Source organism: Paludisphaera mucosa (genome assembly GCF_029589435.1).
In the GTDB taxonomy this organism is placed as follows: Bacteria; Planctomycetota; Planctomycetia; order Isosphaerales; family Isosphaeraceae; genus Paludisphaera; species Paludisphaera mucosa.
In genome coordinates this window covers 3999114-4022113 of the sequence record NZ_JARRAG010000002.1, presented here as the reverse complement: position 1 = coordinate 4022113, position 23000 = coordinate 3999114, and the positions used below count along the sequence as shown (strand labels likewise).

16 protein-coding genes and 5 tRNA genes are annotated in these 23000 nt (G+C 68.9%); all 21 read right to left on the bottom strand.

The features are described 5' to 3' along the window. Positions 1-233 precede the first annotated feature (233 nt). The gene (locus PZE19_RS25265; RefSeq protein WP_277863377.1) at positions 234-2930 is read right to left on the bottom strand and encodes an ABC transporter permease; all 2697 of its coding nucleotides are present in this window, start codon (positions 2928-2930) and stop codon (positions 234-236) included. A 38-nt stretch (positions 2931-2968) separates the two neighbouring features. After that, the gene (locus PZE19_RS25260) at positions 2969-3934 is read right to left on the bottom strand and encodes an ABC transporter ATP-binding protein (RefSeq protein ID WP_277863376.1); all 966 of its coding nucleotides are present in this window, start codon (positions 3932-3934) and stop codon (positions 2969-2971) included. Next, positions 3934-4344 (bottom strand): GntR family transcriptional regulator, encoded by a 411-nt coding sequence (locus PZE19_RS25255; RefSeq protein ID WP_277863375.1) that lies wholly within the window; start codon positions 4342-4344, stop codon positions 3934-3936. The genes PZE19_RS25260 and PZE19_RS25255 overlap by 1 nt, the downstream gene beginning before the upstream one ends. A gap of 400 nt (positions 4345-4744) precedes the next feature. Continuing rightward, entirely contained in the window at positions 4745-5407 is a 663-nt protein-coding gene (locus tag PZE19_RS25250; RefSeq protein ID WP_277863374.1) for a uracil-DNA glycosylase family protein, read from the bottom strand. Further along, on the bottom strand, positions 5404-6099 hold the full coding sequence (locus PZE19_RS25245; protein ID WP_277863373.1) for a Uma2 family endonuclease: 696 nt from the start codon (positions 6097-6099) through the stop codon (positions 5404-5406). The genes PZE19_RS25250 and PZE19_RS25245 overlap by 4 nt, the downstream gene beginning before the upstream one ends. Before the next feature lie 8 nt (positions 6100-6107). Then, positions 6108-6800 (bottom strand): Uma2 family endonuclease, encoded by a 693-nt coding sequence (locus PZE19_RS25240; protein ID WP_277863372.1) that lies wholly within the window; start codon positions 6798-6800, stop codon positions 6108-6110. 151 nt (positions 6801-6951) lie between these two features. After that, complete coding sequence (rpoC, locus tag PZE19_RS25235; RefSeq protein WP_368411333.1) at positions 6952-11214, bottom strand: DNA-directed RNA polymerase subunit beta'; 4263 nt, start codon at positions 11212-11214, stop codon at positions 6952-6954. 577 nt (positions 11215-11791) lie between these two features. Next, positions 11792-15511, bottom strand: coding sequence for a DNA-directed RNA polymerase subunit beta (gene rpoB, locus PZE19_RS25230; protein WP_277863371.1), 3720 nt, complete (start codon positions 15509-15511; stop codon positions 11792-11794). 514 nt (positions 15512-16025) lie between these two features. Beyond that, positions 16026-16430, bottom strand: coding sequence for a 50S ribosomal protein L7/L12 (gene rplL / locus PZE19_RS25225; RefSeq protein WP_277863370.1), 405 nt, complete (start codon positions 16428-16430; stop codon positions 16026-16028). Positions 16431-16619: 189 nt separating this feature from the next. Beyond that, positions 16620-17180, bottom strand: a complete 561-nt coding sequence (gene rplJ, locus PZE19_RS25220; protein WP_277863369.1) for a 50S ribosomal protein L10 — start codon at positions 17178-17180, stop codon at positions 16620-16622. Positions 17181-17253: 73 nt separating this feature from the next. Further along, positions 17254-17934, bottom strand: a complete 681-nt coding sequence (gene rplA, locus PZE19_RS25215) for a 50S ribosomal protein L1 (protein WP_277863368.1) — start codon at positions 17932-17934, stop codon at positions 17254-17256. Positions 17935-18163: 229 nt separating this feature from the next. Then, positions 18164-18589 (bottom strand): 50S ribosomal protein L11, encoded by a 426-nt coding sequence (rplK, locus tag PZE19_RS25210; RefSeq protein WP_277863367.1) that lies wholly within the window; start codon positions 18587-18589, stop codon positions 18164-18166. Positions 18590-18695: 106 nt separating this feature from the next. Beyond that, positions 18696-19514 (bottom strand): transcription termination/antitermination protein NusG, encoded by an 819-nt coding sequence (gene nusG, locus PZE19_RS25205; protein WP_277863366.1) that lies wholly within the window; start codon positions 19512-19514, stop codon positions 18696-18698. A gap of 205 nt (positions 19515-19719) precedes the next feature. Then, positions 19720-20244, bottom strand: coding sequence for a preprotein translocase subunit SecE (secE, locus tag PZE19_RS25200; RefSeq protein ID WP_277863365.1), 525 nt, complete (start codon positions 20242-20244; stop codon positions 19720-19722). Positions 20245-20404: 160 nt separating this feature from the next. Beyond that, positions 20405-20477 (bottom strand) — tRNA-Trp (locus PZE19_RS25195). Positions 20478-20613: 136 nt separating this feature from the next. After that, positions 20614-20766, bottom strand: coding sequence for a 50S ribosomal protein L33 (gene rpmG, locus PZE19_RS25190; protein ID WP_277863364.1), 153 nt, complete (start codon positions 20764-20766; stop codon positions 20614-20616). 250 nt (positions 20767-21016) lie between these two features. Continuing rightward, positions 21017-22228: an elongation factor Tu gene (gene tuf, locus PZE19_RS25185; RefSeq protein ID WP_277863363.1), complete on the bottom strand. Its 1212-nt coding sequence runs from the start codon at positions 22226-22228 to the stop codon at positions 21017-21019. Positions 22229-22390: 162 nt separating this feature from the next. Further along, positions 22391-22463, bottom strand: a tRNA-Thr gene (locus PZE19_RS25180). Positions 22464-22557: 94 nt separating this feature from the next. Next, positions 22558-22628 (bottom strand) — tRNA-Gly (locus tag PZE19_RS25175). A 79-nt stretch (positions 22629-22707) separates the two neighbouring features. Then, positions 22708-22789, bottom strand: a tRNA-Tyr gene (locus PZE19_RS25170). A 93-nt stretch (positions 22790-22882) separates the two neighbouring features. Continuing rightward, positions 22883-22955, bottom strand: a tRNA-Thr gene (locus PZE19_RS25165). Positions 22956-23000: the final 45 nt, after the last annotated feature.

Genomic DNA, 23000 nt, shown 5'->3' with positions numbered 1-23000 from the left:
CCACAAGGTGAGCCCGGAAACCCGGAAGGGGTGACATTTGAAGGCCACCCCGAGGGGATCGACGGCCCTCATACCTCAGGGGCACTCGGCCTATACGGCTCCACGAGAGGATCCTTGCAAGGATGTTTGGAATTCTGACCTCTTGGCACCTCCCTGACGGCCAATTGGTTTTTGTAGGAGTCATGGATGGTGCAAGTTGGCCGAAAAGGGCGTCCCGGCTCCCGATGACGGGCTCACGGAGTGGCGGGATCGGGCGGTTTGACGTGGTCCTTCAAGGGGAATATGAGGTCGTTGGCGTCGACCGAGGTTGGGATGTAGCTCTGCTGTCGGATGTCTAACTGTTTGGGACCGACGCTGTAGAGCAGCCATTCGCCCTCAAACGAGGGCGTGTCGCTTTCGTGGTTGCTCGTGAGGGTCGAGCCGTACATGCCGGAGCGCCTCCAGCGGCCATGGTCGGGGATGTAACCGAAGGTCGCGCCGGTGGGCGAGAACGGGTCGATCGGCAAGGCCGGATCTTCCGGGCTCACGAGGGCGTTGAGCGTGTCCGGCAATCGGCCGTCGTGCCCGGCCTGCCAGATCCGCAGGCGGAAGATCAGGTCGAGGGCCCGGCGGGCGGCCTCGCAACGGTTCCATTCCAGGATGAAGGCGCCAAGGTGCGTCGTCACGGTGTTGAGGACCGGGTTCCTGATCTCGATCGAAAACAGTTCCGCCGGCGGGATCACCACCCTCTCCCCGTTCTGGCGGATTTCCAGCCCGTTCAGGCCGCCGTGCACCAGATAGGCGGGCTGCTCCGCATCCTGGACCATCGCGGCGAGGAGGAGCTGGGCCCCTCGCCGCGTGCGCGCCACTTCCCAGGGAGTCGTCATGACCCGGACGAGGAAATGCTGGGAGGGCTGGGAGTTGGCGTCGAGGAAATGCCGACTCGCCGCGTCGATCAACTCGTCGCGAGGCATGTCGAGCGTGTTGCGGAGGATCAGGGCCTGGGCTCGGGCGGCGTCGGCCGCCCGGGGCATCGGCGGCAGGGCCCGGTACGCCTTGCGGGCGGCTTCGAGCGACGCGGCCGTCTGCCTGGCGTCCACCGCCCACTCCATCGCCTGGCCGATCGCGTCGGCCTCGGCCCGGACGCCCTCGAACGCCTCGATCCCCTCCGCGAAGCCCGAGATCTGCCGCGCCAGGCGGAACGTCGCCAGGATGTCGCTCCAGGCGGCCGGCAGGTCGCCCCGCTCGATCCTGGCGTCGCGGCTCGCCTTGAGGAGCGCCGATCGCGAGAGGGCGGTCCACATGAGGGACATCCCCGGGTCGGTGAAGATCGTGGCCCGGGAGAGTTCCCCCCACCGCCACGACGGCAGCTCCGTCGCCTTTCGGACCAGGGCCAGGTCACCACCGTCTTCTCTCCGCCCCTCCCACGCCTTGCGATACATCTCGGCGGCGTTCTCTTCGGCAGGGACCGAACTGGCGGCCACGCGCGAGTATTGGAAGATCCGTTCGGCCTCGGCCGGTTCGAGGGCCGGCAGGCTCCAGGCGCGGCTCGCGAGGTAGGCGCCGCCGAGGCCCGCCGTCGTCGCGACCGCCATGAGGCCGAGCGTCACCCACTTCCGCGCGCCGGGGCGGTCGTACATCCAAGGCCCGCTCCAGGCCCAGCCGATCGCGAGCAGGGCGACCGGCACCCAGAACAGTTGGGACGCGTCGACCAGGCCCGCGGCCGTCAGGGCCCCGCCGGGGATCGCCATCAGGAGCCAGATCACGAAGGCCAGGGCCGCGGCCGTGATCCCGCGTCGGAAGACCATCCCGCAGAGGGCCGCCGTCGCGAACGCGGTGAGCGCGTTGATCCCGACCAGGGTCGTCAGATCCACCTCGCCGAAACCTCGCGACGTGGGCGACCGGTCATGCTGGACGACCCAGCTTGCGAACCAGGCGAACGGCGTCGCGACCGCCAGCCAGAGGGCCGCCTTGACGACCCAGACCACCCCCGGCCGCGCCCCGTGCTGGAGTAGGAATCGTTGCATCCGCCCGCGGCTCTCGGCGTTGAACGCGCTCACGCCCGTGAGGAATGCGACCACCACCGACGAGACGTTCCAGATCTCCGACCCGCCCCCGGTCAGACTTCCCATGGTGATCAGCAAGGGAGCAATCGCGCCGATCGCCAGCAGGATCCACGCGGCGGACCGCACCTCCCGCAGCGTCTGCCAGGCGAGCCGCCACGTCGCGGAGGGCCAGACTCGGGGCTCGCGCGTCGTCGTCGCGACGACGGGCTCGGAAGTGACGGCGGGAGCGGGCCGTCGCGGCGTCGTACGCCGGATCGGCGACCATGCGGGCGGGCCGCTCAGGTGGAAGATCAGGGCCGAGGCCGCCGTCGTCGCCAGGGCGAGCAGCAGGTGCCACGCGTCGGCCCGGCCGAACTGCGTGGCGACGCCGGAATCGCCGACGTCGCTCACGTTCAAGATCGCGAGCGTCGGCCACATGGAGACGATCGCCAGGACCGCGGCGAACAGGGCGTTGCCCAGGACCGTCGACCAGAGCAGCCCCCAGCCCAGCGCGCTCAGCAGCCACGGGCCGCCGCGGGCGAGACCTCGCGCGATCGCCCCGAAGCCCATGTCCCCCATCGACAGGGTGCCGACGAGCAGGATCAATCCCAGCCCGAGGGTCGTCGCCAGGGCGAACGTCGACTTGGCGAGCCAGAGCCGCCAACGCTCCACGGGGAGGGCGTCGAGCATCGTGAGCGTGCGGTTCTCGCGCTCGCCGGCGAACGCCGACGCCGCGATCAGGAACAGGTAGACGACCGTCACGAGCATGGCCGTGCCGGCGAGCGGCTCGCCGCCCGGGCCGAAGAACCAACGGATTTTCGCCTGCCCCGACAGGCCCAGTACGGCCAGGAACGCCCACACCGGCCAGACCTGCCGCGCTTCCTTCCACCACAGTCGCGCGAACATGGCATCCTCCTTCTGGTATCGATGGATCGAGAAGCGGTTCAGGCGACGTGGGCCGTGCTGGGCGACGGCGGGGGCGACGGCCGTCGGCCTCGCATGTAGCCGATGTAGACGTCTTCCAGGCTGGGCGTCTCGATCCGGAGCGATTCGACGCCCGGCAGGTTGCGGACCGCCTCGCACGCCGCGCGGTCGCGGGCGCGGACCAGCCAGTGGGCCTGGCGCGGGGCGTCGGACGCGTCGATCAGCTCGATCGGCAGGGAGGCCGGCGGAGCCGGCTCGTGGTCGCGGCTGTGGAAGTTCACCGCCAGCAGGAACGTCCGCGCCCGCAGCTCGTCGAGCGGCTCGGCCAGGATCAGCTTCCCCTGGTGCAGGAGCGCGACGTGGCTCGCCACACGCTCGACCTCGCCGAGCTGGTGGCTCGACAGGAAGACCGTCCGGCCGTTCGCCGCCAGGTCGACCATGCTCTCGAGGAACTCGCGCCGGACCAGCGCGTCGAGGCCCGACGTCGGCTCGTCGAGGATCAACAGCGACGGATTCGAGGCCAGCGCCAGCGAGAGCGAGACCTTGGCCCGCATCCCCTTGGAGAGCGCCTTGATCTTGCGGTCGGGCGGCAGGCCGAAGCCCTTGGTCGACTCGCCGTAGCGCGAGAGGAAGCCGGCGGCGCCGACGACCGGCTCGGGGTGGAAGCCGGCGGCGAACCAGCCGATCTCGGCCACCGTCATCCAGTCGTAAAGCGCCGGGACCTCGGGCACGTAGCCCACGCGGCGGCGGACATCCAGGCCGTCGCGGGCCGGGTCGACGCCCAGCACCCGCGCCCGGCCCGAGTCGGCCCGGATCATGCCCAGCAGCACCTGGATCGTCGTCGTCTTGCCCGCGCCGTTCTCGCCGAGCAGGCCGAACACCGCGCCCTCGGGCACCCGCAGGGTGAGCCCGTCGAGCGCGACCTGGTCGCGGTAGGATTTGCTCACGTTCTCGATCGAGATCGCGACGTTCGATTCGCCGTCCATCACGCGCCCCTCCCGTTCGTCCGGTCGCCCGTCCCCTCGCCCCGCGACCACTCCTCGCGGAGGATCGCGCCGATGTCGTCCGCCGCGAGGCCGGTCTCCCGCGCCTCCTCGATCGCCGCGCGGAGCCGGCCGCGGACGAACTCCACCCGCGCCAGCCGGCACCGCTCGGTCGCGCCCGTGGCGACCTGCAGCCCCGTCCCCCGCACCGGCTCCAGCAGCCCCTCGCTCTGAAGGTCGCGATACGCCCGCGCGACGGTGTTGGGGTTCACCACCAACTGCTTCGACAGCTCGCGCACCGACGGGGCCAGCTCCCCAGGACGCAAGACCTCGCCCGCGATCGCGAACTTGATCCTGTCGGCGATCCGCCCGTAAATCGGCCGGCCGTCCGACTCGCTCAGATCGATCAGCATCGCCACGGCCTCCTAGTGTGTTATTGAACTAGTACAGTATCGGCGAGGGTCCGACAGACGTCAAGAGGTGACGTCGGATTTCGCTCCGGCGACGATTTCTCATGCCGGCGACAGGGCGATCGCCCGATCGCAGCGGTCGATCAGCTCGCTTCGAACTCCCGCCGGCGGGTGAAGACGTCCATGACGTGGTCGTTGTGCAGCACGATCTCGTCGCAGCCCCTGTGGCGCAGGAGCCGTACGGCATCGTCGGCCGAGTCGGCGACCAGGTTCTCGGTGGCCTTGCGGCCGACGCCGCGAGGTACGCTGGCGAGCTACTCGGGCATCGAGCAAACCCCTCGCCGCCCCCCACACGCGTGCCGAGTTCTCTGCCCCGGCGCAAGGCGAGTAGGGCGACCTGATTTCACCGGACGCGATCGAGGTCGTCCACGGCCTCGCGCAGGATCCGCATGGCTCGCGCGACGGCGGCGACGTTGGCGGGCTCGTTGAGCCACCGGCTGACGCCGGACGGGTGCGGGAGGGGGATGTAAAGTATGCCGTCGCGGACGGTCGCCTCGCCGACGACGGCGGCCAGCGACTTGACGGGGCCGTGGAAGGTCCGCACGGCGAGCAGGCCGACCAAAAGGACGATGCGCGGTTTGACGACGTCGACGAGGCCGTCGAGCCACGGCCGGCAGAGCGCCTGTTCCTGTGGCGACGGGACGCGGTCGCCCTTCGCGCCCGGCAGCCGACCGGGATAGCAACGGGTGACGGCCGAGAAGTGGATCTTGCGCCAGAAGTCCTCGCGGGGGATCCCCCCCTGCTCGAACCAGTCGCGGAGCTTGTTCCCCGCGGCCCCCGCGAACGGTCGATCGGTGATCGTCGCACGCAGACCCGGGGCCTGGCCGACCAGCAGGATGCGCGGGGTCGGCGCATCGGGCTCGGGGTCGCGGGCGATCGGCACCGACTCGGCCTCGTCGAGGAAGCCGGCCGCGTGGCAAAGCCGGCAACCCCGGATCTCGGCGTTGAGCGTGATCAGCCGTCGACGAGCCCGCTCGGAGGCGCGAACCGTGGCGTCCGCCCTCATGCCGAGGCGTCCTTCAGCCGCTCGACGAACGCCGCGTGCTCGGGCGTGGCGAGGCCCCGGTTCAGCGCGGCGAGCATATTCGCCGAATCGAGCGAAAGGAGCGCCCGGCCGTCGAGCCACAGTCCGGGGAAGGTGGTGCTCTTCCACAACCCGTCGGCGTCGGGGGCAAGCGGCTCGAAACGCTCCTCCCTCAACACGAGCCAGTCGAGCGCGCCGTCGAGGGCGCGCCAGACGAGGTACTCGCGGACGCCGTTGCGGCGGTAGGCGTCCAGCTTGGGGCCCAGGTCGATGCTCACGCTGCTGGAGGCGACCTCGGCGACCAGCTCCGGAGCCCCCTCGACGTAGTCGTCCTCCGAAATCCTCGCCTGACCTCCACGGCCGGGATGGATCATCAGGTAGGCGTCGGGCTGGGGCTCGTTCTCGAGGTCGAGCCGAACGCTGCCGTTGTCGCCCGCCTCGACCCCCGGCGTCGCCGCCTCGTACACCAGGAGCCACGCGACGACGAGGGCGTTGGGACGGCTGTGCCGACTGTGGCGGACGGGCGACGGCATGTGGACGAACCCTTCGATCAACTCGGCTTTCACGCCGGCCATGGCGTCGTAGCGGCGTTCGAACTCGGCGCGGGAGAGCCGGTCGCCGTTCTCGAGGGGCGGGATCGTCGGCGCTGGGGTCGGTCTGGTCGCGGTCGACATGCCAGTCCTCATGCGTCCTTCAGCCGCTCGACGAACGCCGCGTGCTCGGGCGTGGCGAGGCCCCGATTCAGCGTCGCCATGACCTTGGGCAGATCGCCGGCCAGGAGCGACTCGGCCTCGAGCCAGAGCCCGGGGAACACCGTGCTCTTCAGCACGCCGTCGGCGTCCGGCGCGAGGGGCTCGTAGCGAGATTCGCGGAGCACGAGCCAGTCGAACGCGCCGTCGAGGGCGCGCCAGACGAGGTACTCGCGGACGCCGTTGCGGCGGTAGGCGTCCAGCTTGGGGCCCAGGTCGATGCTCACGCTGCTGGAGGCGACCTCGGCGACCAGCTCCGGAGCCCCCTCGACGTAGTCGTCCTCGGAGATCTCCGCCTGGCCCCCGTGCTTCGGATCGATGAGCAGGAAGACGTCGGGCTGGGGCTCGTTGTCCAGATCGAGGCGCACGCTGGCGTTGTCGGCGCACCGAAGGCCGGGCGTCGCGAGCTTGTAGTTGAAAAGCCATCCGAGCAGAGCGGCGTGCGGCTCGCCGTGACGGGCAAAGCGGACGGGCGAAGGCATGTAGACGATCCCTTCGATCAGCTCCGCGCCCTTCAGGCCGGGCATGGCGTCGTAGCGGCGTTCGAACTCGGCGCGGGAGAGGTGGTCGCCGTTCTCGAGGGTCGGGACCGTCGGCGCTGCGGTGGGCTTGGTCGCGGTCGCCATGGCGGCTCTCCTGGGGGCTCCGAGGGGTCGGCCTGCGGGGTCATTATATCGGCGTTTCGACCGTTCGGGAAATGCGGACGGCCCGCGTCCGGATCGAGGTCGATCGGGAGGCGGGCCGTCGGGGTTTACGAGATGGCGGTCGGGGCCGGGGTCACTCCTTGCCGGCGGCCGCGGGCGTCTCGTCGCGATAGCGGGCGTAGGGCGAGCCCTTCTCGGCGAGCGCCTCGAGCGCGTCGGGGTGGATGCGGACCTCGGCGTCGAGGTGGGCCTTGAAGCCCGTCCCGGCGGGGACGAGGTGGCCCAGGATGACGTTCTCCTTGAGGCCGACCAGGTAGTCGCTCTTGCCGGCCAGGGCGGCCTCGGTGAGGACCTTGGTGGTCTCCTGGAAGCTGGCGGCCGAGATGAAGCTCTCGGACTGGACGGCCGCCTTGGTGATGCCCAGGAGCTGGGTGCTCGCGGCGGCGGGCTTGGTCCGGATCCACTCGGCCTTCTTGCCGCCGCCGGCCTCGACGCGCAGGTTCTCCTGCTCGAAGTGGTCGCGGGGGACGATGTCGCCGACGCGGTAGTCGGAATCGCCGGGGTCCTTGATCTTCACGCAGCCGATGAGCTCGTTGTTGACCCGGCGGAACTCGAACTTGTCGATGACCGAGCCGGGGAGCAGCCCGGTGTCGCCCAGGCTGTCGACCCGCACCTTGCGGAGCATCTGCGAGATGATGATCTCCAGGTGCTTGTCGTCGATCTCGACGCGCTGGGAGCGGTAGACGTTCTGGATCTCGCGGAGGAGGTAGCGCTGGACCACCTCCTCGCCGGAGATGCGGAGGATGTCGTGCGGCACGAGCGGGCCCTCGACCAGCGGGTCGCCGGCGCGGACGCGGTCGGAGCCGTGGACGCGGAGGTACTTGCCGTGGGGCACCTGGTGCTCGCGCTCGATGCCGCTCTCGTTGCGGACGACGATCGTGCGCTTGCCCCGGCGCTTCTCTTCGAGCAGCTCGACGCGGCCGTCGATCTCGGCGATGACCGCCGGCTCCTTGGGCCGCCGGGCCTCGAACAGCTCGGTGACGCGGGGGAGGCCGCCGGTGATGTCCTGGGTGCCGCCGACCTCGCGGGGGGTCTTGGCGAGCAGGGTGCCGGCGGTGATCATCTGGCCGTGGTCGACCTCGATCGTGGCCCGCTCGGGGATGTACTTGTAGTCGAGCGTCTTGCCGTCGGCGTCCTCGATGACGATCTGCGGGTGCAGGTCGCCCTTGTGCTCGATGATCGTGCGGCGGATGTGGCCCGAGGGGTCGGCCTCGACCTTCATCGTCTCGCCCTCGACGACGTCGTCGAAGCGGATCTTGCCGCCGACCTCGGCGAGGATCGGGATGTTGTGCGGATCCCACTCGCAGAGCATCTGGCCGCGGTTGATCTGCTGGCCGTCCTGGACGATCATCGCGGCGCCGTCGGGGACGTCGTACTTCTCCAGCTCGCGGCCCTTGGGGTCGAGGATCTGGACCTCGCCGTTGCGCGACAGGGCGATCGACTTGCCCTCGTCGTTGATGACGATGTTCAGGCCGACGAACTTGACCTTGCCCTCGCGCTTCGCCTTGACGTCCTTCTCCTCGACGGCGCGGGTGGCCACGCCGCCGATGTGGAAGGTCCGCATGGTGAGCTGGGTGCCCGGCTCGCCGATCGACTGGGCGGCGATGATGCCGACGGCCATGCCCCCCTCGACGAGCTGGCCGGTCGCCAGGTCCATGCCGTAGCAGCGGCGGCAGACGCCCAGCGACGCCTCGCAGGTCATCGGGCTGCGGACCTGGATCTTCTCGATCTGCATCTCTTCGAGCTTGCGGGCCGCCGCCAGCGTGATCATCTCGTTCTCGCGGACGATCACGTCGTCGGTGATCGGGTCGACGATGTTGACGCGGCTGACCCGGCCCCGGATCGACTGGGCCAGGCTGACCTCGACCTTCTCGCCCTTGTAGATCACGCCCTTGGTGATGCCCTGCGAGGTGCCGCAGTCCTCGATCGTGATCACGACGTTCTGCGCCACGTCGGCCAGCTTACGGGTGAGGTAGCCCGAGTCGGCCGTCTTGAGCGCCGTGTCGGCCAGGCCCTTTCGGGCGCCGTGCGTCGAGGAGAAGTACTCCAGCACGCTCAACCCCTCGCGGAAGTTGGCCTTGATCGGCGTCTCGATGATCTTGCCCGACGGCTTGGCCATCAGGCCGCGCATGCCGGCCAGCTGGCGGATCTGCTCGACGCCGCCGCGGGCGCCGGACTCGGCCATCAGGAAGATCGGGTTGTGGTAGCCCTTCTGGCCCTCGTCCTCGCGGGTGTCGGTCCGCAGGGCCTCCATCATCTCGGAGGTGATCCGCTCGCGGGCGTGGGTCCAGGCGTCGAGGACCTTGTTGTACCGCTCCTGGTCCGTGATGATGCCGCGGTGGTACAGCTTGTTGTGGCGCTGGACCTCCTTCTCGGCCTCGGCGATGATCGAGTCCTTCGTGACCGGCGTCCGGAGGTCGTCGGTGGCGAACGACAGGCCCGAGCGGGTCGACTCGCGGAAGCCCAGGTCCTTCATCCGGTCCAGGAGCGCGATGGTCTCGCGGCGGCCGAGGATCTGGTAGCAGTCGGCGATGATCCCCTGGAGCTGCTTCTGGCCCAGGGTCAGGTTGTAATACGGCATCCGGGGGTGCAGGATGTCGTTGAAGACCACGCGGCCGACGGTCGTCGGCACGACCATGCCGGGCACGTATTCCTTCTCGCCCTCGCCCTTGAGCTTGCGGCTGGCCGGCAGCCGCAGCTTGATGAGCGCGTGCAGCCCGGCCTTGCCCTGGCTGTGGGCCAGGAAGACCTCGTTGGGCGACGAGAAGATCATGCCGTCGCCCAGCTCGCCGGCCCGCGAGGCCGTGAGGTAGTACGACCCCATGACGATGTCCTGGGTCGGGCTGATGATCGGGTTGCCGTTGGCCGGGCTGAAGATGTTGTTGGTGGCCATCATCAGCGTCATGGCCTCGACCTGCGCCTCGATCGAGAGCGGCAGGTGGACGGCCATCTGGTCGCCGTCGAAGTCGGCGTTGAAGCCCTTGCAGACCAGCGGGTGGATCCGGATCGCGTTGCCCTCGACGAGCACCGGCTCGAACGCCTGGATGCCCATTCGGTGCAGGGTCGGGGCGCGATTGAGGAGAACCGGGTGGTTGCGGATGACCTCTTCGAGGATGTCCCACACCTCGTCGGTGCGGCGCTCGAGCATCTTCTTGGCCGACTTGATCGTGTCGGCGTGGCCCAGCTCCTTGAGCCGGCGGATGATGAACGGCTGGAACAGCTCGAGCGCGATCTTCTTGGGGAGGCCGCACTGGTGGAGCTTGAGGTCGGGGCCGACGACGATGACCGACCGCGCCGAGTAGTCGACGCGCTTGCCCAGCAGGTTCTCGCGGAACCGGCCCTGCTTGCCCTTGATCATGTCGGTCAGCGACTTGAGCGGGCGGTTCGAGCTGCCCAGAACGGGCCGCTTGCAGCGGTTGTTGTCGAACAGGGCGTCGACGGCCTGCTGGAGCATCCGCTTCTCGTTGCGGATGATGACCTCGGGGGCGTTGAGGTCGACGAGCTTCTTGAGCCGGTTGTTGCGGTTGATGATCCGGCGGTAGAGGTCGTTGAGGTCGCTGGTGGCGAAGTTGCCCGAGTCGAGGAGCACGAGCGGCCGCAGGTCGGGCGGGATGACCGGGATGCACTCCAGGACCATCCACTCGGGCCGGTTGTCGCTGTCGCGCAGGGCCTCGACGACCTTCAGCCGCTTGGTGAGGTCCTTGATCTTCTGCTTGCTGGTGGTCTCGACGAGGCTCTCGCGGAGCTGCTTGGAGAGGCTGACCAGGTCGAGCTTCATCAGGAGCTTGCGGACGGCCTCGGCGCCCATGTCGGCCTGGAAGGTGTCGCCGTAGGCGTCGCGAGCCTTGCGGAAGTCCTCCTCGGTGAGGAGCTGGCACTCCTTCAGGGGCGTGTCGCCGGACTCGACGACGACGTAGTCCTGGAAGTAGATGATCCGCTCGAGGCTGGACGTCTTCATGTCCAGCAGGGTGCCCAGGCGGCTGGGCATGGCCTTGAAGAACCAGATGTGGACGACCGGGGCGGCCAGCTCGATGTGCCCCATCCGCTTGCGGCGGACCCGGGAGTGGGTCACCTTGACGCCGCAGCGGTCGCAGATCATCCCCTTGTACTTCATGCCGCGGTACTTGCCGCAGGCGCACTCCCAGTCCTTCTCGGGGCCGAAGATCCGCTCGCAGAACAGGCCGTCCTTCTCGGGACGGTAGGTCCGGTAGTTGATCGTCTCGGGCTTCTTGACCTCGCCGAACGACCAGCTCCGGATGTCGTAGGGGCTCGCCAGGCCGATCTTGACGGCCCCGTAGTCGTTAATACGATCGTAGGCACTTTCGCCCATGCTCACGAGACACTCTCCTCCGCGGTTCCGGCGAATCCGAGGGCGGGCGATGCGGCGGGCGGGGCGACGGTCGCCTTCGTCGCCTCTTCGCCGCGTCGGACCCCTCGGACGAGTTCAGACCAAGACCATGATCACGTCAGGGAGTGCGATCGGGGCGGGGCCGGGGCGCCGCGTCCCGTCTCTCGTCGCTCCGCACAATAAAAAACCCGCGGACGGGCCCCCGATGGCGTCGGGGCGGCCCCGCGGTTCTTATGAAGGTCGTCCTGAGACCCGGGTCGCCAAGTTGGGCTCCTCCCTGACCGGGATCCGCCGGATCCCGTCGTCCCCGCGACGCTCCGGCCCTCGCTTCCCCCGCGCGTGGGCGTTCGCTAGGCGCGGAAGCGCGTTCCGCGACAATGTCGCATCCTCTGATCCTAAGCAATCCGAGGGCCAATTCCAAGCGAATTCTCGAAATAAACTCAAGGCCTGAACGAGCCGCGACTTGGGCCCTCGCGGCGGGCCCTCGAACCCTCCGACCCGAGGCCCCGCGAGGGGCGGTCGGGTCGGGGTTCGCGGGGGCCGCCGGGGACCCCGGCGTGGGACGTCAGACCCGCTTCTTCTCGAGCTGCATGTTGAGCCCGAGGCCGCGGATCTCGTTGGTGAGGACGTCGAAGCTCGCCGGGGTGCCGGCCTCGAGGGTGTTCTCCCCCTTGACCATGCTCTCGTAGATCTTCGTGCGGCCCTCGACGTCGTCGGACTTGACGGTCAGCAGCTCCTGGAGGATGTAGGCGGCCCCGTAGGCCTCGAGCGCCCACACTTCCATCTCGCCGAACCGCTGGCCGCCGAATCGCGCCTTGCCGCCCAGCGGCTGCTGGGTGATGAGCGAGTAGGGGCCGGTGGCCCGGGCGTGGATCTTGTCGTCGACCAGGTGGTGGAGCTTCAGCATGTAGATGTAGCCCACCGTCACCCGCTGCTCGAACCGCTGGCCGGTGCGGCCGTCGAACAGCGAGGCCTTGCCGTTCTCGGGCAGGCCGGCGTCGATCAGGCACTGGCGGATGGTCGCCTCGCTGGCGCCGTCGAAGACCGGGCAGACGGCCTGGAACCCGAGCTTGGCCGCGGCCCAGCCCAGGTGGGTCTCCAGGATCTGGCCGACGTTCATGCGGCTCGGCACGCCCAGCGGGTTGAGCAGGATCTCGACCGACGTGCCGTCTTCCAGGAACGGCATGTCCTCCTCGGGGAGGATCTTCGAGATGACGCCCTTGTTGCCGTGGCGGCCGGCCATCTTGTCGCCGACCGAGATGACCCGCTTGGTGGCGATGTAGACCTTGACCATCTGGAGGACGCCCGAAGGCAGCTCGTCGCCCCGCTTCAGACTGTTGAGCCGGCGCTCCTTCTCGTCCTTCAGGGCCTCGATCCGGGGGGCGTACTCGCGGACGACCTCGCGGGCCTTGGCCGCGGTCTCGGGGCTGCGGAGGTCGAGCGCCTCGAGCTTGAAGCGCTCGGCCTCGTCGACGAGATCCTTGGCGTCCTTCGACCGCCCCAGGGGCTTGCCGCTGGACGGGTCGGCCACCGGGCCGCCGACGGCCGCCTCCAGCGACTTGACCATCTGCTTGTACTCGTCGGCGATCCGGACGTTCTCGCCGGCCTCGGTGTCCTTCAGCTCCTTCTCGAAGGCCTTGCGCTCGTCCTCGCTGAGGCTCATCCGGCGGCTGAACCGCTGGGTGTTGATGACGATGCCTTCGACGCCCGACGGCACCTCGAGCGAGTCGTTCTTGACGTCCTCGCCGGCCCGGCCGAAGATCGCGTGCAGCAGCTTCTCTTCGGGGGTCAGCTCGCTCTTGCTCTTCGGGGCCACCTTGCCGACCAGGATGTCGCCCGGCTTGACGTAGGTGCCGATCCGCACCACGCCGCCGTCGTCCAGGTTCCGCAGCGCCTTCTCCGAGACGTTGGGGATGTCCCGCGTGAACTCCTCGCGGCCGAGCTTGGTCTCGCGGATCTCGATCTCGAACTCCTCGATGTGGATCGAGGTGTAGACGTCCTCGCGCACCAGCTTCTCGCTGATGATGATGGCGTCCTCGAAGTTGTAGCCGTCCCAGGCCTGGAAGGCGACCAGGACGTTGCGGCCCAGGGCCAGCTCGCCCTTGAAGGTCGAGGCCCCGTCGGCCAGGATGGCGCCCCGCTTGACCACCTGGCCGACCTTCACGATCGGCTTCTGGTTCAGGCAGGTGCGCTCGTTGAGGCCGACGTACTTCCGCATCTTGTAGATGTGGTTGTGGTCGATGATCACCCGGGTCGAGTCGACGTACGTGACCGTGCCGTCCTGCTGGGCCTTGACGACCATGCCGGAGTTGGTCGCCACGGCCGTCTCCAGGCCGGTCGCCACGATCGGCGGCTCCGCCACCAGGAGCGGCACCGCCTGGCGCTGCATGTTGGAGCCCATCAACGCCCGGTTGGCGTCGTCGTGCTCCAGGAACGGGATCAGGCCCGCGGACACGCCGACCATCTGCTTGGGCGAGATGTCCTGGTACTGGATGCTGTCGACGGGGACGGCGACGAAGTCGGTCTGGAACCGGGCGATCGTCGTCGGGCCCTTGAGCTTGCCGGCGTCGTCGACCGGGGCGTCGGCCGGCGCGAGGTGGTTCTCGCTCTCCTCGTCGGCCCGCATCCAGACGACGTTCTCGGTCGACCGGCCGTGCTTGATCTCGCGGTAGGGCGTGATCAGGAAGCCGTACTCGTCGACGCCGCCGTAGATGCCGAGCGAGCTGATCAGGCCGATGTTCGTCCCTTCGGGGGTCTCGATCGGGCAGATGCGGCCGTAGTGCGAGATGTGGACGTCGCGGACCTCGAAGCCCGCCCGCTTGCGGTTGAGGCCGCCCGGGCCCAGGGCCGACAGCCGCCGCTCGTGCGTGAGCTGGGCCAGCGGGTTGGTCTGGTCGACGACCTGCGACAGCTCGCCGCGGCCGAAGAAGTACTCGATCGCCGCGCTGATGCTCTTGGGGTTGATCAGCGACCGCGGGGTCATGTCCTCGGCGTCCTTGAGGCTCATCCGCTCCTGGACGGTGCGGCGGAGCTTGAGGAAGCCCTTGCGGAGCTCGTCGGCGGCCAGCTCGTCGATCGTCCGGAGCCGGCGGTTGCCCAGGTGGTCGATGTCGTCGATGTGGATCCGGGGGTCGGTCCCCTTGCGGAGGTTCAGGATGTACCGGATCGCGTTGACGTAGTCGAGCGGATCCAGGGTCATCTGGTCGTCGGGGATCGTCTGGTTGAACTTGCGGTTGATCCGGAACCGGCCGACCTTGCCCAGGCGGTAGCGGTTGGTGTCGAAGAACTTCTCGTGGAAGAGCTCGCGGGCCTTCTCGAGCTGGGGCGGGTTGCCCGGCCGCAGCCGCTGGTAGATCCGCAGCAGCGCGCTCTCGTGGTCGGTCGTCGGGTCTTCCTGGAGGGACTGGAGGATGAGCGGATCGCGGGCCTCCTTGAGGACGCGGATCGGCCCCAGGCCGCCGGCGTCGGCGAGCACCTGGGCGAGCGCCTTGGAGATCGTCGCGCCGCTGTCGACCAGGACCTCGCCCGTGTTGGGGTCGACGACGTCGCCGCAGGCGATCTTGTTCTCGAGCTTGGCCGCCGCCTTGGGGTCGGACGAGTCGACGTCCTCGGCCTCGTAGAAGGCCTCCAGCATGGCCTCGTCGGACGAGAAGGCGGGGCTCATGGCCCGCAGCAGCGTCATCGACGAGAACTTGCCGGACTGGTCGATGCGGACGCCCAGCGTGTCCTTCTTGGTGACCTGCAGCTCGATCCAGCTGCCGCGCTCGGGGATGACGCGGCAGGCGTGCAGCTTCTTGTCGGTCGACTCGACCTCGACGACGAAGTCGACGCCCGGCGAGCGGTGGAGCTGGCTGACGACGACGCGCTCGGCGCCGTTGATGATGAATTCGCCGCCGCCGATCATGACCGGCATGTCGCCGAGGTAGACCGACTCTTCGAGGGTGGTCTCGCCCTTGTTCAGCCGCAGCCAGACGTGCAGGGGCCGGCCGAACGTGAGCCGCAGCTGGCGGCACTCGTCGGGGTCGTAGCGGGGCTTGCCCAGGTCGTAGCGGAGGTATTCCAGCTTCAGCGTCTTGTCGTAGCTCTCGATCGGGAAGATCTCGCGGAAGACCCCTTCGAGGCCCGAGTCGAGCCGGCTCTCGGCCGGGTCGTCGGCCTGGAGGAACCGCTCGTAGCTCCGCGTCTGGATCTGCGTCAGGTCGGGGACCGGGAACTCGTCGTGGATACGTCCGAAGTTCCGCCTCTGGGCGGGAACGATCCGCCGCACGGTCGTCGGAGTGGGCATTAAGGTCGCGCTCCTCGAGTAGGGAAAGGGGCACGGGCCGGGGTCGCGGTCGTCGTCGGCCTCGCCGGTCGGGCGCCCGCGTCCGTCCGGGCGGGCCCTTCGCGGCGGTCGTCGGTCGTCCCAAACGGCAGCGGCCCGCGGGGGTCCGCGGGCGTCTCCGGGTGGCGACGGTCGAGGGTCTTGAGGTAGTCGAACGGGAACGACGAGGCCGGTGATGCGGGTTCGGGAATGCGGTCGGTCCGGGAACTCCCCGGGATGGCGTCGGCCTGTCCTGGTCGTCGGTGGTGCATCGTCATCCGGGCCGAGGGCCGCCGCGTCCGGGAACCGGGCGCGGGCCGAGCGAAGCATGGCTTTCGAGAGACGGCGACGGGGGCGGTCGGGCCGGCGGCGTCACGCCGTCGCCCGCGCCCCTCGTGTCGGGCGATCGTGCCGGGAGGCGGCCCGGGCCGCTCGCGTGCGAGGGCCCGGGCGATCGCGGACGATGCGGCGGGGCGGCCGGGCCGCCCCGCGGCGGTCACTTGAGCTTGATGGTGGCGCCGGCTTCCTCGAGCTCCTTCTTGAGCTTCTCGGCGTCGTCCTTCGACAGGCCCGTCTTGATGTCCTTGGGGGCGGCCTCGACCAGGTCCTTGGCCTCCTTGAGGCCCAGCGCGGTCGCGGCCCGGACGATCTTGATGACGTTGATCTTGTTGGGGCCGACGGCCTCCAGGCTGACGTCGAACTCGGTCTTCGGGGCGACGGCCTCGGCCGGGGCGGCGGCGGCCGGGGCGGCCGCGGCGACCGCGGCGGCGGCCGGCTTGATGCCGTGCACCACTTCCAGGTAGTCGCCCAGGGCCTTGGCCTCGAGGACGGTCAGGTGGACGATGGTGTCGCCCAGGGTCTTGATGTTGTCGGCGAACGAAGGGGCTTCGGCGGTGGCCATGGCGAGAGCGGTCCTTTCTTGCTCGATCGAGAGATCGGGGCGGATCGTGCGGCGTACGTCGTCGGACGCACCCGCGGGAAACGAAAGTCGGTCCTGCCGGGCGGGCGGCGCCGGGGTCTCCGGGGCCCTCGCCCGAGCACGATGAGTCGAAGGGCCCGCCCGCCGGGCGGAGGGGCCCGTGGGGTCGGGTCAGGCGCCTTCCGGCGCGGTCTCGGGGGCGGCCTCGTCTTCGGCGGCCGGGGCCCCCTCGACGATCGTCTGGAGCTGGCTCGCCAGGCTGCTGATCGGGGCGTTGGCCAGCGAGAGGACGCGATGGAGCGGGGCCAGCGCCAGGGCGGCCACGCGACCGATCAGCTCCTCGCGGCTGGGGAGCTTGGTGATGTCCTCGACCTGCTCGGGGCCGATCACCACGCCGTCGACGGCGCCCCCCTTGATCTCGGGCTTCTTGAGCTTCTTGAGCTGGGCGGAGATCTCCTTCGCCAGCTCGGCCGGGCCCGCGCCGCCCCAGACGAGGACCGAAGGCCCCTCCAGGTACTTCGCCAGCCCCGCCACGCCCGCCTCTTCGAGGACCCGTCGCGCCAGGGTGTTCTTCAGCGTCCGCACCTTGATCGACTTCTTGCGCAGGTCCATCCGGAACTGGTGCTCGCGGACCGCGTCCAGCCCCTTGAAGTCGAGGATCAGCATCGACCGGCTGTCGGCCAGGTCGGCGCGGAGCTGATCCATCATCATTTCTTTGACGTATTTGCTCATGACTGGGACCGTGGTTTCCGTCTCGGCGTATGCGGTTGGTTTCGTCCCCTCGGGCGATCGGGCGTCGGCCCGGTCACGCGGAAACCCGGATGCCGGGGCTCATGGTGGCCGAGAGGGTGATCGTCTGGATGTACGTCCCCTTCGAGGCCGCCGGCTTGAGCGTCCGCAGGTAGTTCAGGAAGGCGTTGACGTTCTCGACGAGCTGATCCTCCGAGAAGTTGATCTTCCCGACCGGGACCGCCACGTTCCCCCCCTTGTCGTTGCGGAACTCGATCTTGCCGGCCTTGAACTCCCGCACCGCCGAGGCGATGTCGGTCGTCACGGTGCCCGAGCGGGGCGACGGCATCAGGCCGCGGGGGCCCAGCACGCGGCCCAGGGGGCCGACGACGCCCATCATGTCGGGCGTGGCCAGGGCGACGTCGAAGTCCATCACCCCCCCCTTGATCTGCTGGGCCAGGTCGTCGGCGCCGACGATGTCGGCCCCCGCCGCGCGGGCCTTCTCGGCGTTCTCGCCCTGGGCGAACACCGCCACCCGGACGTTCTTGCCGATGCCGTGCGGCAGGGCCACCGAGCCGCGGACGTTCTGGTCGCTCTGCCTGGGGTCGATCCCCAGGTGGGTCGAGACCTCGACGGTCTGGTTGAATTTCGTGGTGTTGAACCCCTTGAGGAGCTTCACCGCGTCGGGAAGCGCCACCGCGGCGGGCGCTTTGACCTTCGCCGTCAGCGCGCGATAGCGTTTGGAACGGTATGCCAAGTCGTCACCCCTTTCGCCCCCCACCTGGAAGGGCTGCCGCCTGATTCGTCTGGAGACTCTCCGGCCGTCGGCGGGCGGTCGCGCCGGGACGGGCCGGTCGACGTCGCGGCGAGGGCCGCGACGCGGAGGCGGGCGGCGGCCCCACGGCCCCGCCCCTCCCCCATGCCGACGGTCGCCGCGGCGGGGAATCCCCCTTCGCGACGACCTCGTATTCAAGCCGCTTGCACGCTCAGCCCTTCACCTCGACGCCCATGCTGCGGGCCGTGCCGGCGATGACGCGGCAGGCGTGGTCGAGGTCGCGGGCGTTCAGGTCCTGGAACTTGGTCTCGGCGATCTTGCGGACCTGCTCCGCGGTCACCGTGCCGACCTTGGTCTTGTTGGGCACCGCCGACCCCGCGGCGATCCCCGCGGCCTGCTTCAGGAGCACGGCGGCCGGCGGGCTCTTGGTGATGAACTCGAACGTCCGGTCCGAGTAGATCGTGATCTCGACGGGGATCGTCGTCCCCTTCATTTCCTTGGTCCGCTCGTTGAACTGCATCACGAACTGACCGATGTTCACGCCATGCTGACCGAGCGCGGGCCCGACCGGGGGCGCGGGGGTCGCCTGTCCCCCCGGACATTGCAGCTTGACCTTCGCCGTCATCACCTTGGCCATCGCGGATTCTCGCTCCCCTGGGGATCCCTGTGCTTCGGGATTCTTCGTCTTCGCTTCGGGTCGTCACGCGGCGGATCGGTCGGCCCGCGCCCTCGTCGGAGGCCGGTCAGATCCGCTCGAGCTGCCAGTATTCCAGGTCGACGGGGGTCGGGCGGTTGAAGATGATGAGCATCACCTTGACCAGGCCGCGGCCCTCGATGACTTCCTCGACGGTCCCCTCGAAATTCTCGAACGGTCCGTCCTTGATCTTCACGCGATCGCCGCGTTCGACGTCGATGCGGACGGTCGGCGACTTGGCGGTGGTCTGCTCTTCCTGCTGGTTGAGCATCTGGTTGACCTCGGCCTCGGTCATCTTCGTGGGCGTGCCGTGGGCCCCCACGAAGTCGCCCACGCCCGGAGTCTCCCGGACCAGGAACCAGGTCTTCTCGTTCAGCTCCATCTGGACCATGATGTAGCCGGGGTACGTCTTGCGCTCGACGATCCGCTTCTTGTTGTTGCGGATCTCGGTGATCTTCTCGGTCGGCACGACGATCCGCGGCTTGCCCTCGGGCGTCACGCCGAAGAACCGCTCCAGGCCCTGGATCTTGACCCGGCGCTGGAGCGCCTCGGCGATGGTGTCCTCGCGCGAGCTCTGGACCTTGAGGACGTACCAGACCAGGTCGGGCGGCGGGTCGGCGTCCTCGTCCTCCTCGACGGCGGGAGGCTCGTCGGGGGGCTCTTCGGCCGTCTCCTCGACCTCCTCCACCGCCGCGGGGGGACGGGCGGGGGCCTTGGCGGCGGGGCGCGCCGAGCGGCCGCGCGCGACGCCGCCGTCCGGAGTCTCCTCCTCGACCTCGACGGCCGGTTCGGCCGACGGGGAGTCGTCCGGAGGAGTGATCTCGGAGTGCGGGGCCGATTCGTCGAACTCGTGCGTCGGGTGGCTCATAAAACGTTGTACGGCGCGTCTCGGTGTACGGGGACGAGGGGGGGTCGGGGGCCGAGGGAGTCGCTCTCGCGAGGGTCGGATCCCGATCGTCGGTCAAGGCTCGCCGCCGGCGTGCGACCGGCGAAAGTCGCGAGGCGGGCGGCGGGGAATCCACTAGGATAGCCGAACGGGGACCGGGAAGGAAGTCCAGTCCCTCGAACCGGCGTCAAGACGTCGAGCCGAACCCGCCGCCGCCGCTGAACTGGAGCACGCCGATGATCCGCAGGAGCAGGAGCCAGAACCAGTCGACCACGAAGAGGTAGACGGCCAGGAAGAGGACGGTGGCCAGGACCACCAGCGTCGACCTGTAGAGGTCTTCCTTGGTGGTCCAGGAGACCTTGTTCATCTCGGCTTCGGTGGCGATGAGGAATTCGGCGAACTGCGGATAGTGGACGATCCGGTAGATCACCCAGGCCAGGATCGCCGCGAGCAGGGCCGGGATCCCCAGCCGCCAGGCCGGCGAATACTCCATCGCGGACTGATAGGCCTGGTAGACGCCGGCCCCGGCGATCAGGCCCAGGCCGAGCGCCGTGTAGATCCGGGCGTGCCAGCCCTGCATGGGCTTGTACTGCTTGAGCGAGAAGAAATTCGCCAGGAACAGGGCGAACGCGCCCAGCGTCCCCCCGCTCGGTTTCCCTTTGGGTGGCTTGGTCGGCTTCTGCCCCGAGACTTCGTCTTTCACTTTGCCCATGTCGACCGTTCCATTCGGAATGGGGAAACCGCATGCTCCGTCGGGGAGGGGGACCGAAGCGGACGAGGGCGACGCGCTAGACGGGTCGCGCCTCGCTCGGACGGGCGACCCGCCTCGCCCTCGGGGAGACCGCCGCACGACTCCCGGGCGGCGGTCGAAGCACGAGCGGAGGGAATCGAACCCCCAACCGCCGGTTTTGGAAACCGGTGCTCTGCCAATTGAGCTACGCTCGTGTGGTTTCGAGGCGACCGCCCCGAAGGGGGCCGCCCGGCAGCCGCCCCGTCGCCTGGAATAGGACCGGCGGGGCGGAGGATCTCGCGTCGGTCGGCCGGGCTCGGGGATCGGACCCCGCCCGGCCCCGGCGGCCGCTCACTTCTTACGCGATTCCTTGTGCGGCATGTGCTTCCGCTCGCGGCTGCAGTACTTCTTCAGCTCCAGACGGTTGGCCCCGCGGGTCTCCTTCTGGACGCGGTAGTTCCTCTCGCCGCAGCCGGTGCACTCGAGCCAGACGTATTCACGCATCGTAATGAACCCCGGTTCCGGCCGTCGCCTCGGACTCCGCCGGACCACCCCTGGAAGACTCGCGGCGCGGGCCCGACGCCCCGGATCCCCGGGGGGGCGGGCGACCGCACCTGGAACGGACGTCAAATTCTACGGCGGGTGAACGTCACGGCGGCCCCCCCGATCCGGGTGGAACCCCGACCGGGAAGGGCCGTCGGAAGTCGGGCGACGGGCGGTGTGCGGGGGGCGGCGATCCACCCCCCGGGCCGGGTCACTCGAGGATCTTGGTCACGACGCCGGCGCCGACCGTCTTGCCGCCTTCGCGGATGGCGAACCGGAGGGCGTCTTCCATGGCGATCGGGCTGCCCAGCTCGACCGTCATCTTGATGTTGTCGCCCGGCATGCACATCTCGGCCTCGCTGCCGTCTTCGGACAGCAGGTTGAGGATCGAGCCGGTGACGTCGGTCGTGCGGATGTAGAACTGCGGCCGGTAGCCCTTGAAGAACGGCGTGTGGCGACCGCCCTCTTCCTTGCTGAGGACGTAGACCTCGGCCTCGAACTTGGTGTGGGGCGTGATCGAGCCCGGCTTGCAGAGGACCTGGCCGCGCTCGAGGTCGTCCTTCTCGACGCCGCGGAGCAGGACGCCGACGTTGTCGCCGGCGACGCCCTCGTCGAGCGTCTTCTGGAACATCTCGACGCCCGTGACGGTCGTCGGCTTCTTGACGCCGAAGCCGATGATCTCGATGGAGTCGCCCACCTTGACCCGACCGCGCTCGACGCGTCCGGTGCCCACGGTGCCGCGGCCCTTGATCGAGAAGACGTCTTCGATCGGCATCAGGAACGGCTTGTCGATCTCGCGGACCGGATCCGGGATGTAGTCGTCCATCGCCGCGACCAGGTCGAGGATCGGCTTGGCGGCGGTCGGGTCGCTCGGGTTCTCGAGCGCCGGGCGGCTGCTGCCGCGGACGATCGGGATCTCGTCGCCGGGGAACTTGTAGTGCGTGAGCAGCTCGCGGAGCTCCATCTCGACCAGTTCGAGCAGCTCCTCGTCGTCGACCAGGTCGATCTTGTTGAGGAAGACGACCAGGGCGGGCACGCCGACCTGGCGGGCGAGGAGGATGTGCTCGCGGGTCTGGGGCATCGGGCCGTCGGCCGCGGAGACCACCAGGATCGCGCCGTCCATCTGGGCGGCGCCGGTGATCATGTTCTTGATGTAGTCGGCGTGGCCCGGGCAGTCGATGTGGGCGTAGTGGCGCTTGTCGCTCTCGTATTCGACGTGCGACACGGCGATCGTCACGGTCTTGGTCGCGTCGCGGACCGTACCGCCCTTGGCGATGTCGGAATACGACTTGCTCTTCGCCTTGCCGCGCGCGGCCAGCACGGCCAGCAGAGCGGCCGTCAGCGTGGTTTTGCCGTGGTCGATGTGCCCGATCGTGCCCACGTTGACGTGAGGCTTGGTTCTGGTGAACGTTTCCTTGGCCATGTGCTCAGCGCCTTTTCGGCATTCTCGTAGTCAAGTCTTTCGGCGGGGATCCGTCACCAAGCCCCACCCGCCGGCCAGGTCCGCTTCGGACGGCCTCCCCGACGACCGGGGCTGGTCGCGGGGCAAACTCCTCAACGCCCGATCACGGGCGACCGACCCGAAAGCTGCCGCTGGGATTTGAACCCAGGACCTCGTCCTTACCAAGGACGCGCTCTACCAACTGAGCCACGGCAGCGTATTCGCGTTGAACGTCTCGCGGGCCCGAGGCGGGTCGACCGATCCTGGAAACCGCACCGCCTCGCGGGGGGCGGCTCGATCCGCCGGGCCAGAGCGGGTGATGGGAATCGAACCCACACGACCTGCTTGGAAGGCAGGGACTCTACCATTGAGCTACACCCGCGTGCGTCCCCCATCCCGGCGTCCGTCTCGATCGTCCCCCTCGCCAACCTCCCTGTCTCGTTTCCTAGCATCCCGACGAGTGGGTGGAGCAGGATTCGAACCTGCGAAGGCAGAGCCACCAGATTTACAGTCTGGCCCCTTTAACCACTCGGGCATCCACCCGTCTTGCTTCAAGTCCCCGACGTCCGATCCAGGCAAAGGCAGAGGGACGGCGAAGCCGGGAGGTTCAGCCCCGGGCGAAGCGTCGTGCGGGAGAGCTGGCGGTGAGAGTCGAACTCACAACCTACGGTTTACAAAACCGTTGCTCTGCCGGTTGAGCTACGCCAGCGGCGTTCAGGCCGTGAAAGTCCCAAGTATATCGGGCGGCCGACCG

Coding starts and splice junctions, on each gene's coding strand:
- PZE19_RS25265 (WP_277863377.1), bottom strand. CDS start 2,930: ATGTTCGCGCGACTGTGGTGGAAGGAAGCGCGGCAGGTCTGGCCGGTG.
- PZE19_RS25260 (WP_277863376.1), bottom strand. CDS start 3,934: ATGGACGGCGAATCGAACGTCGCGATCTCGATCGAGAACGTGAGCAAA.
- PZE19_RS25255 (WP_277863375.1), bottom strand. CDS start 4,344: ATGCTGATCGATCTGAGCGAGTCGGACGGCCGGCCGATTTACGGGCGG.
- PZE19_RS25250 (WP_277863374.1), bottom strand. CDS start 5,407: ATGAGGGCGGACGCCACGGTTCGCGCCTCCGAGCGGGCTCGTCGACGG.
- PZE19_RS25245 (WP_277863373.1), bottom strand. CDS start 6,099: ATGTCGACCGCGACCAGACCGACCCCAGCGCCGACGATCCCGCCCCTC.
- PZE19_RS25240 (WP_277863372.1), bottom strand. CDS start 6,800: ATGGCGACCGCGACCAAGCCCACCGCAGCGCCGACGGTCCCGACCCTC.
- rpoB (WP_277863371.1), bottom strand. CDS start 15,511: ATGCCCACTCCGACGACCGTGCGGCGGATCGTTCCCGCCCAGAGGCGG.
- rplL (WP_277863370.1), bottom strand. CDS start 16,430: ATGGCCACCGCCGAAGCCCCTTCGTTCGCCGACAACATCAAGACCCTG.
- rplJ (WP_277863369.1), bottom strand. CDS start 17,180: ATGAGCAAATACGTCAAAGAAATGATGATGGATCAGCTCCGCGCCGAC.
- rplK (WP_277863367.1), bottom strand. CDS start 18,589: ATGGCCAAGGTGATGACGGCGAAGGTCAAGCTGCAATGTCCGGGGGGA.
- nusG (WP_277863366.1), bottom strand. CDS start 19,514: ATGAGCCACCCGACGCACGAGTTCGACGAATCGGCCCCGCACTCCGAG.
- secE (WP_277863365.1), bottom strand. CDS start 20,244: ATGGGCAAAGTGAAAGACGAAGTCTCGGGGCAGAAGCCGACCAAGCCA.
- rpmG (WP_277863364.1), bottom strand. CDS start 20,766: ATGCGTGAATACGTCTGGCTCGAGTGCACCGGCTGCGGCGAGAGGAAC.
- tuf (WP_277863363.1), bottom strand. CDS start 22,228: ATGGCCAAGGAAACGTTCACCAGAACCAAGCCTCACGTCAACGTGGGC.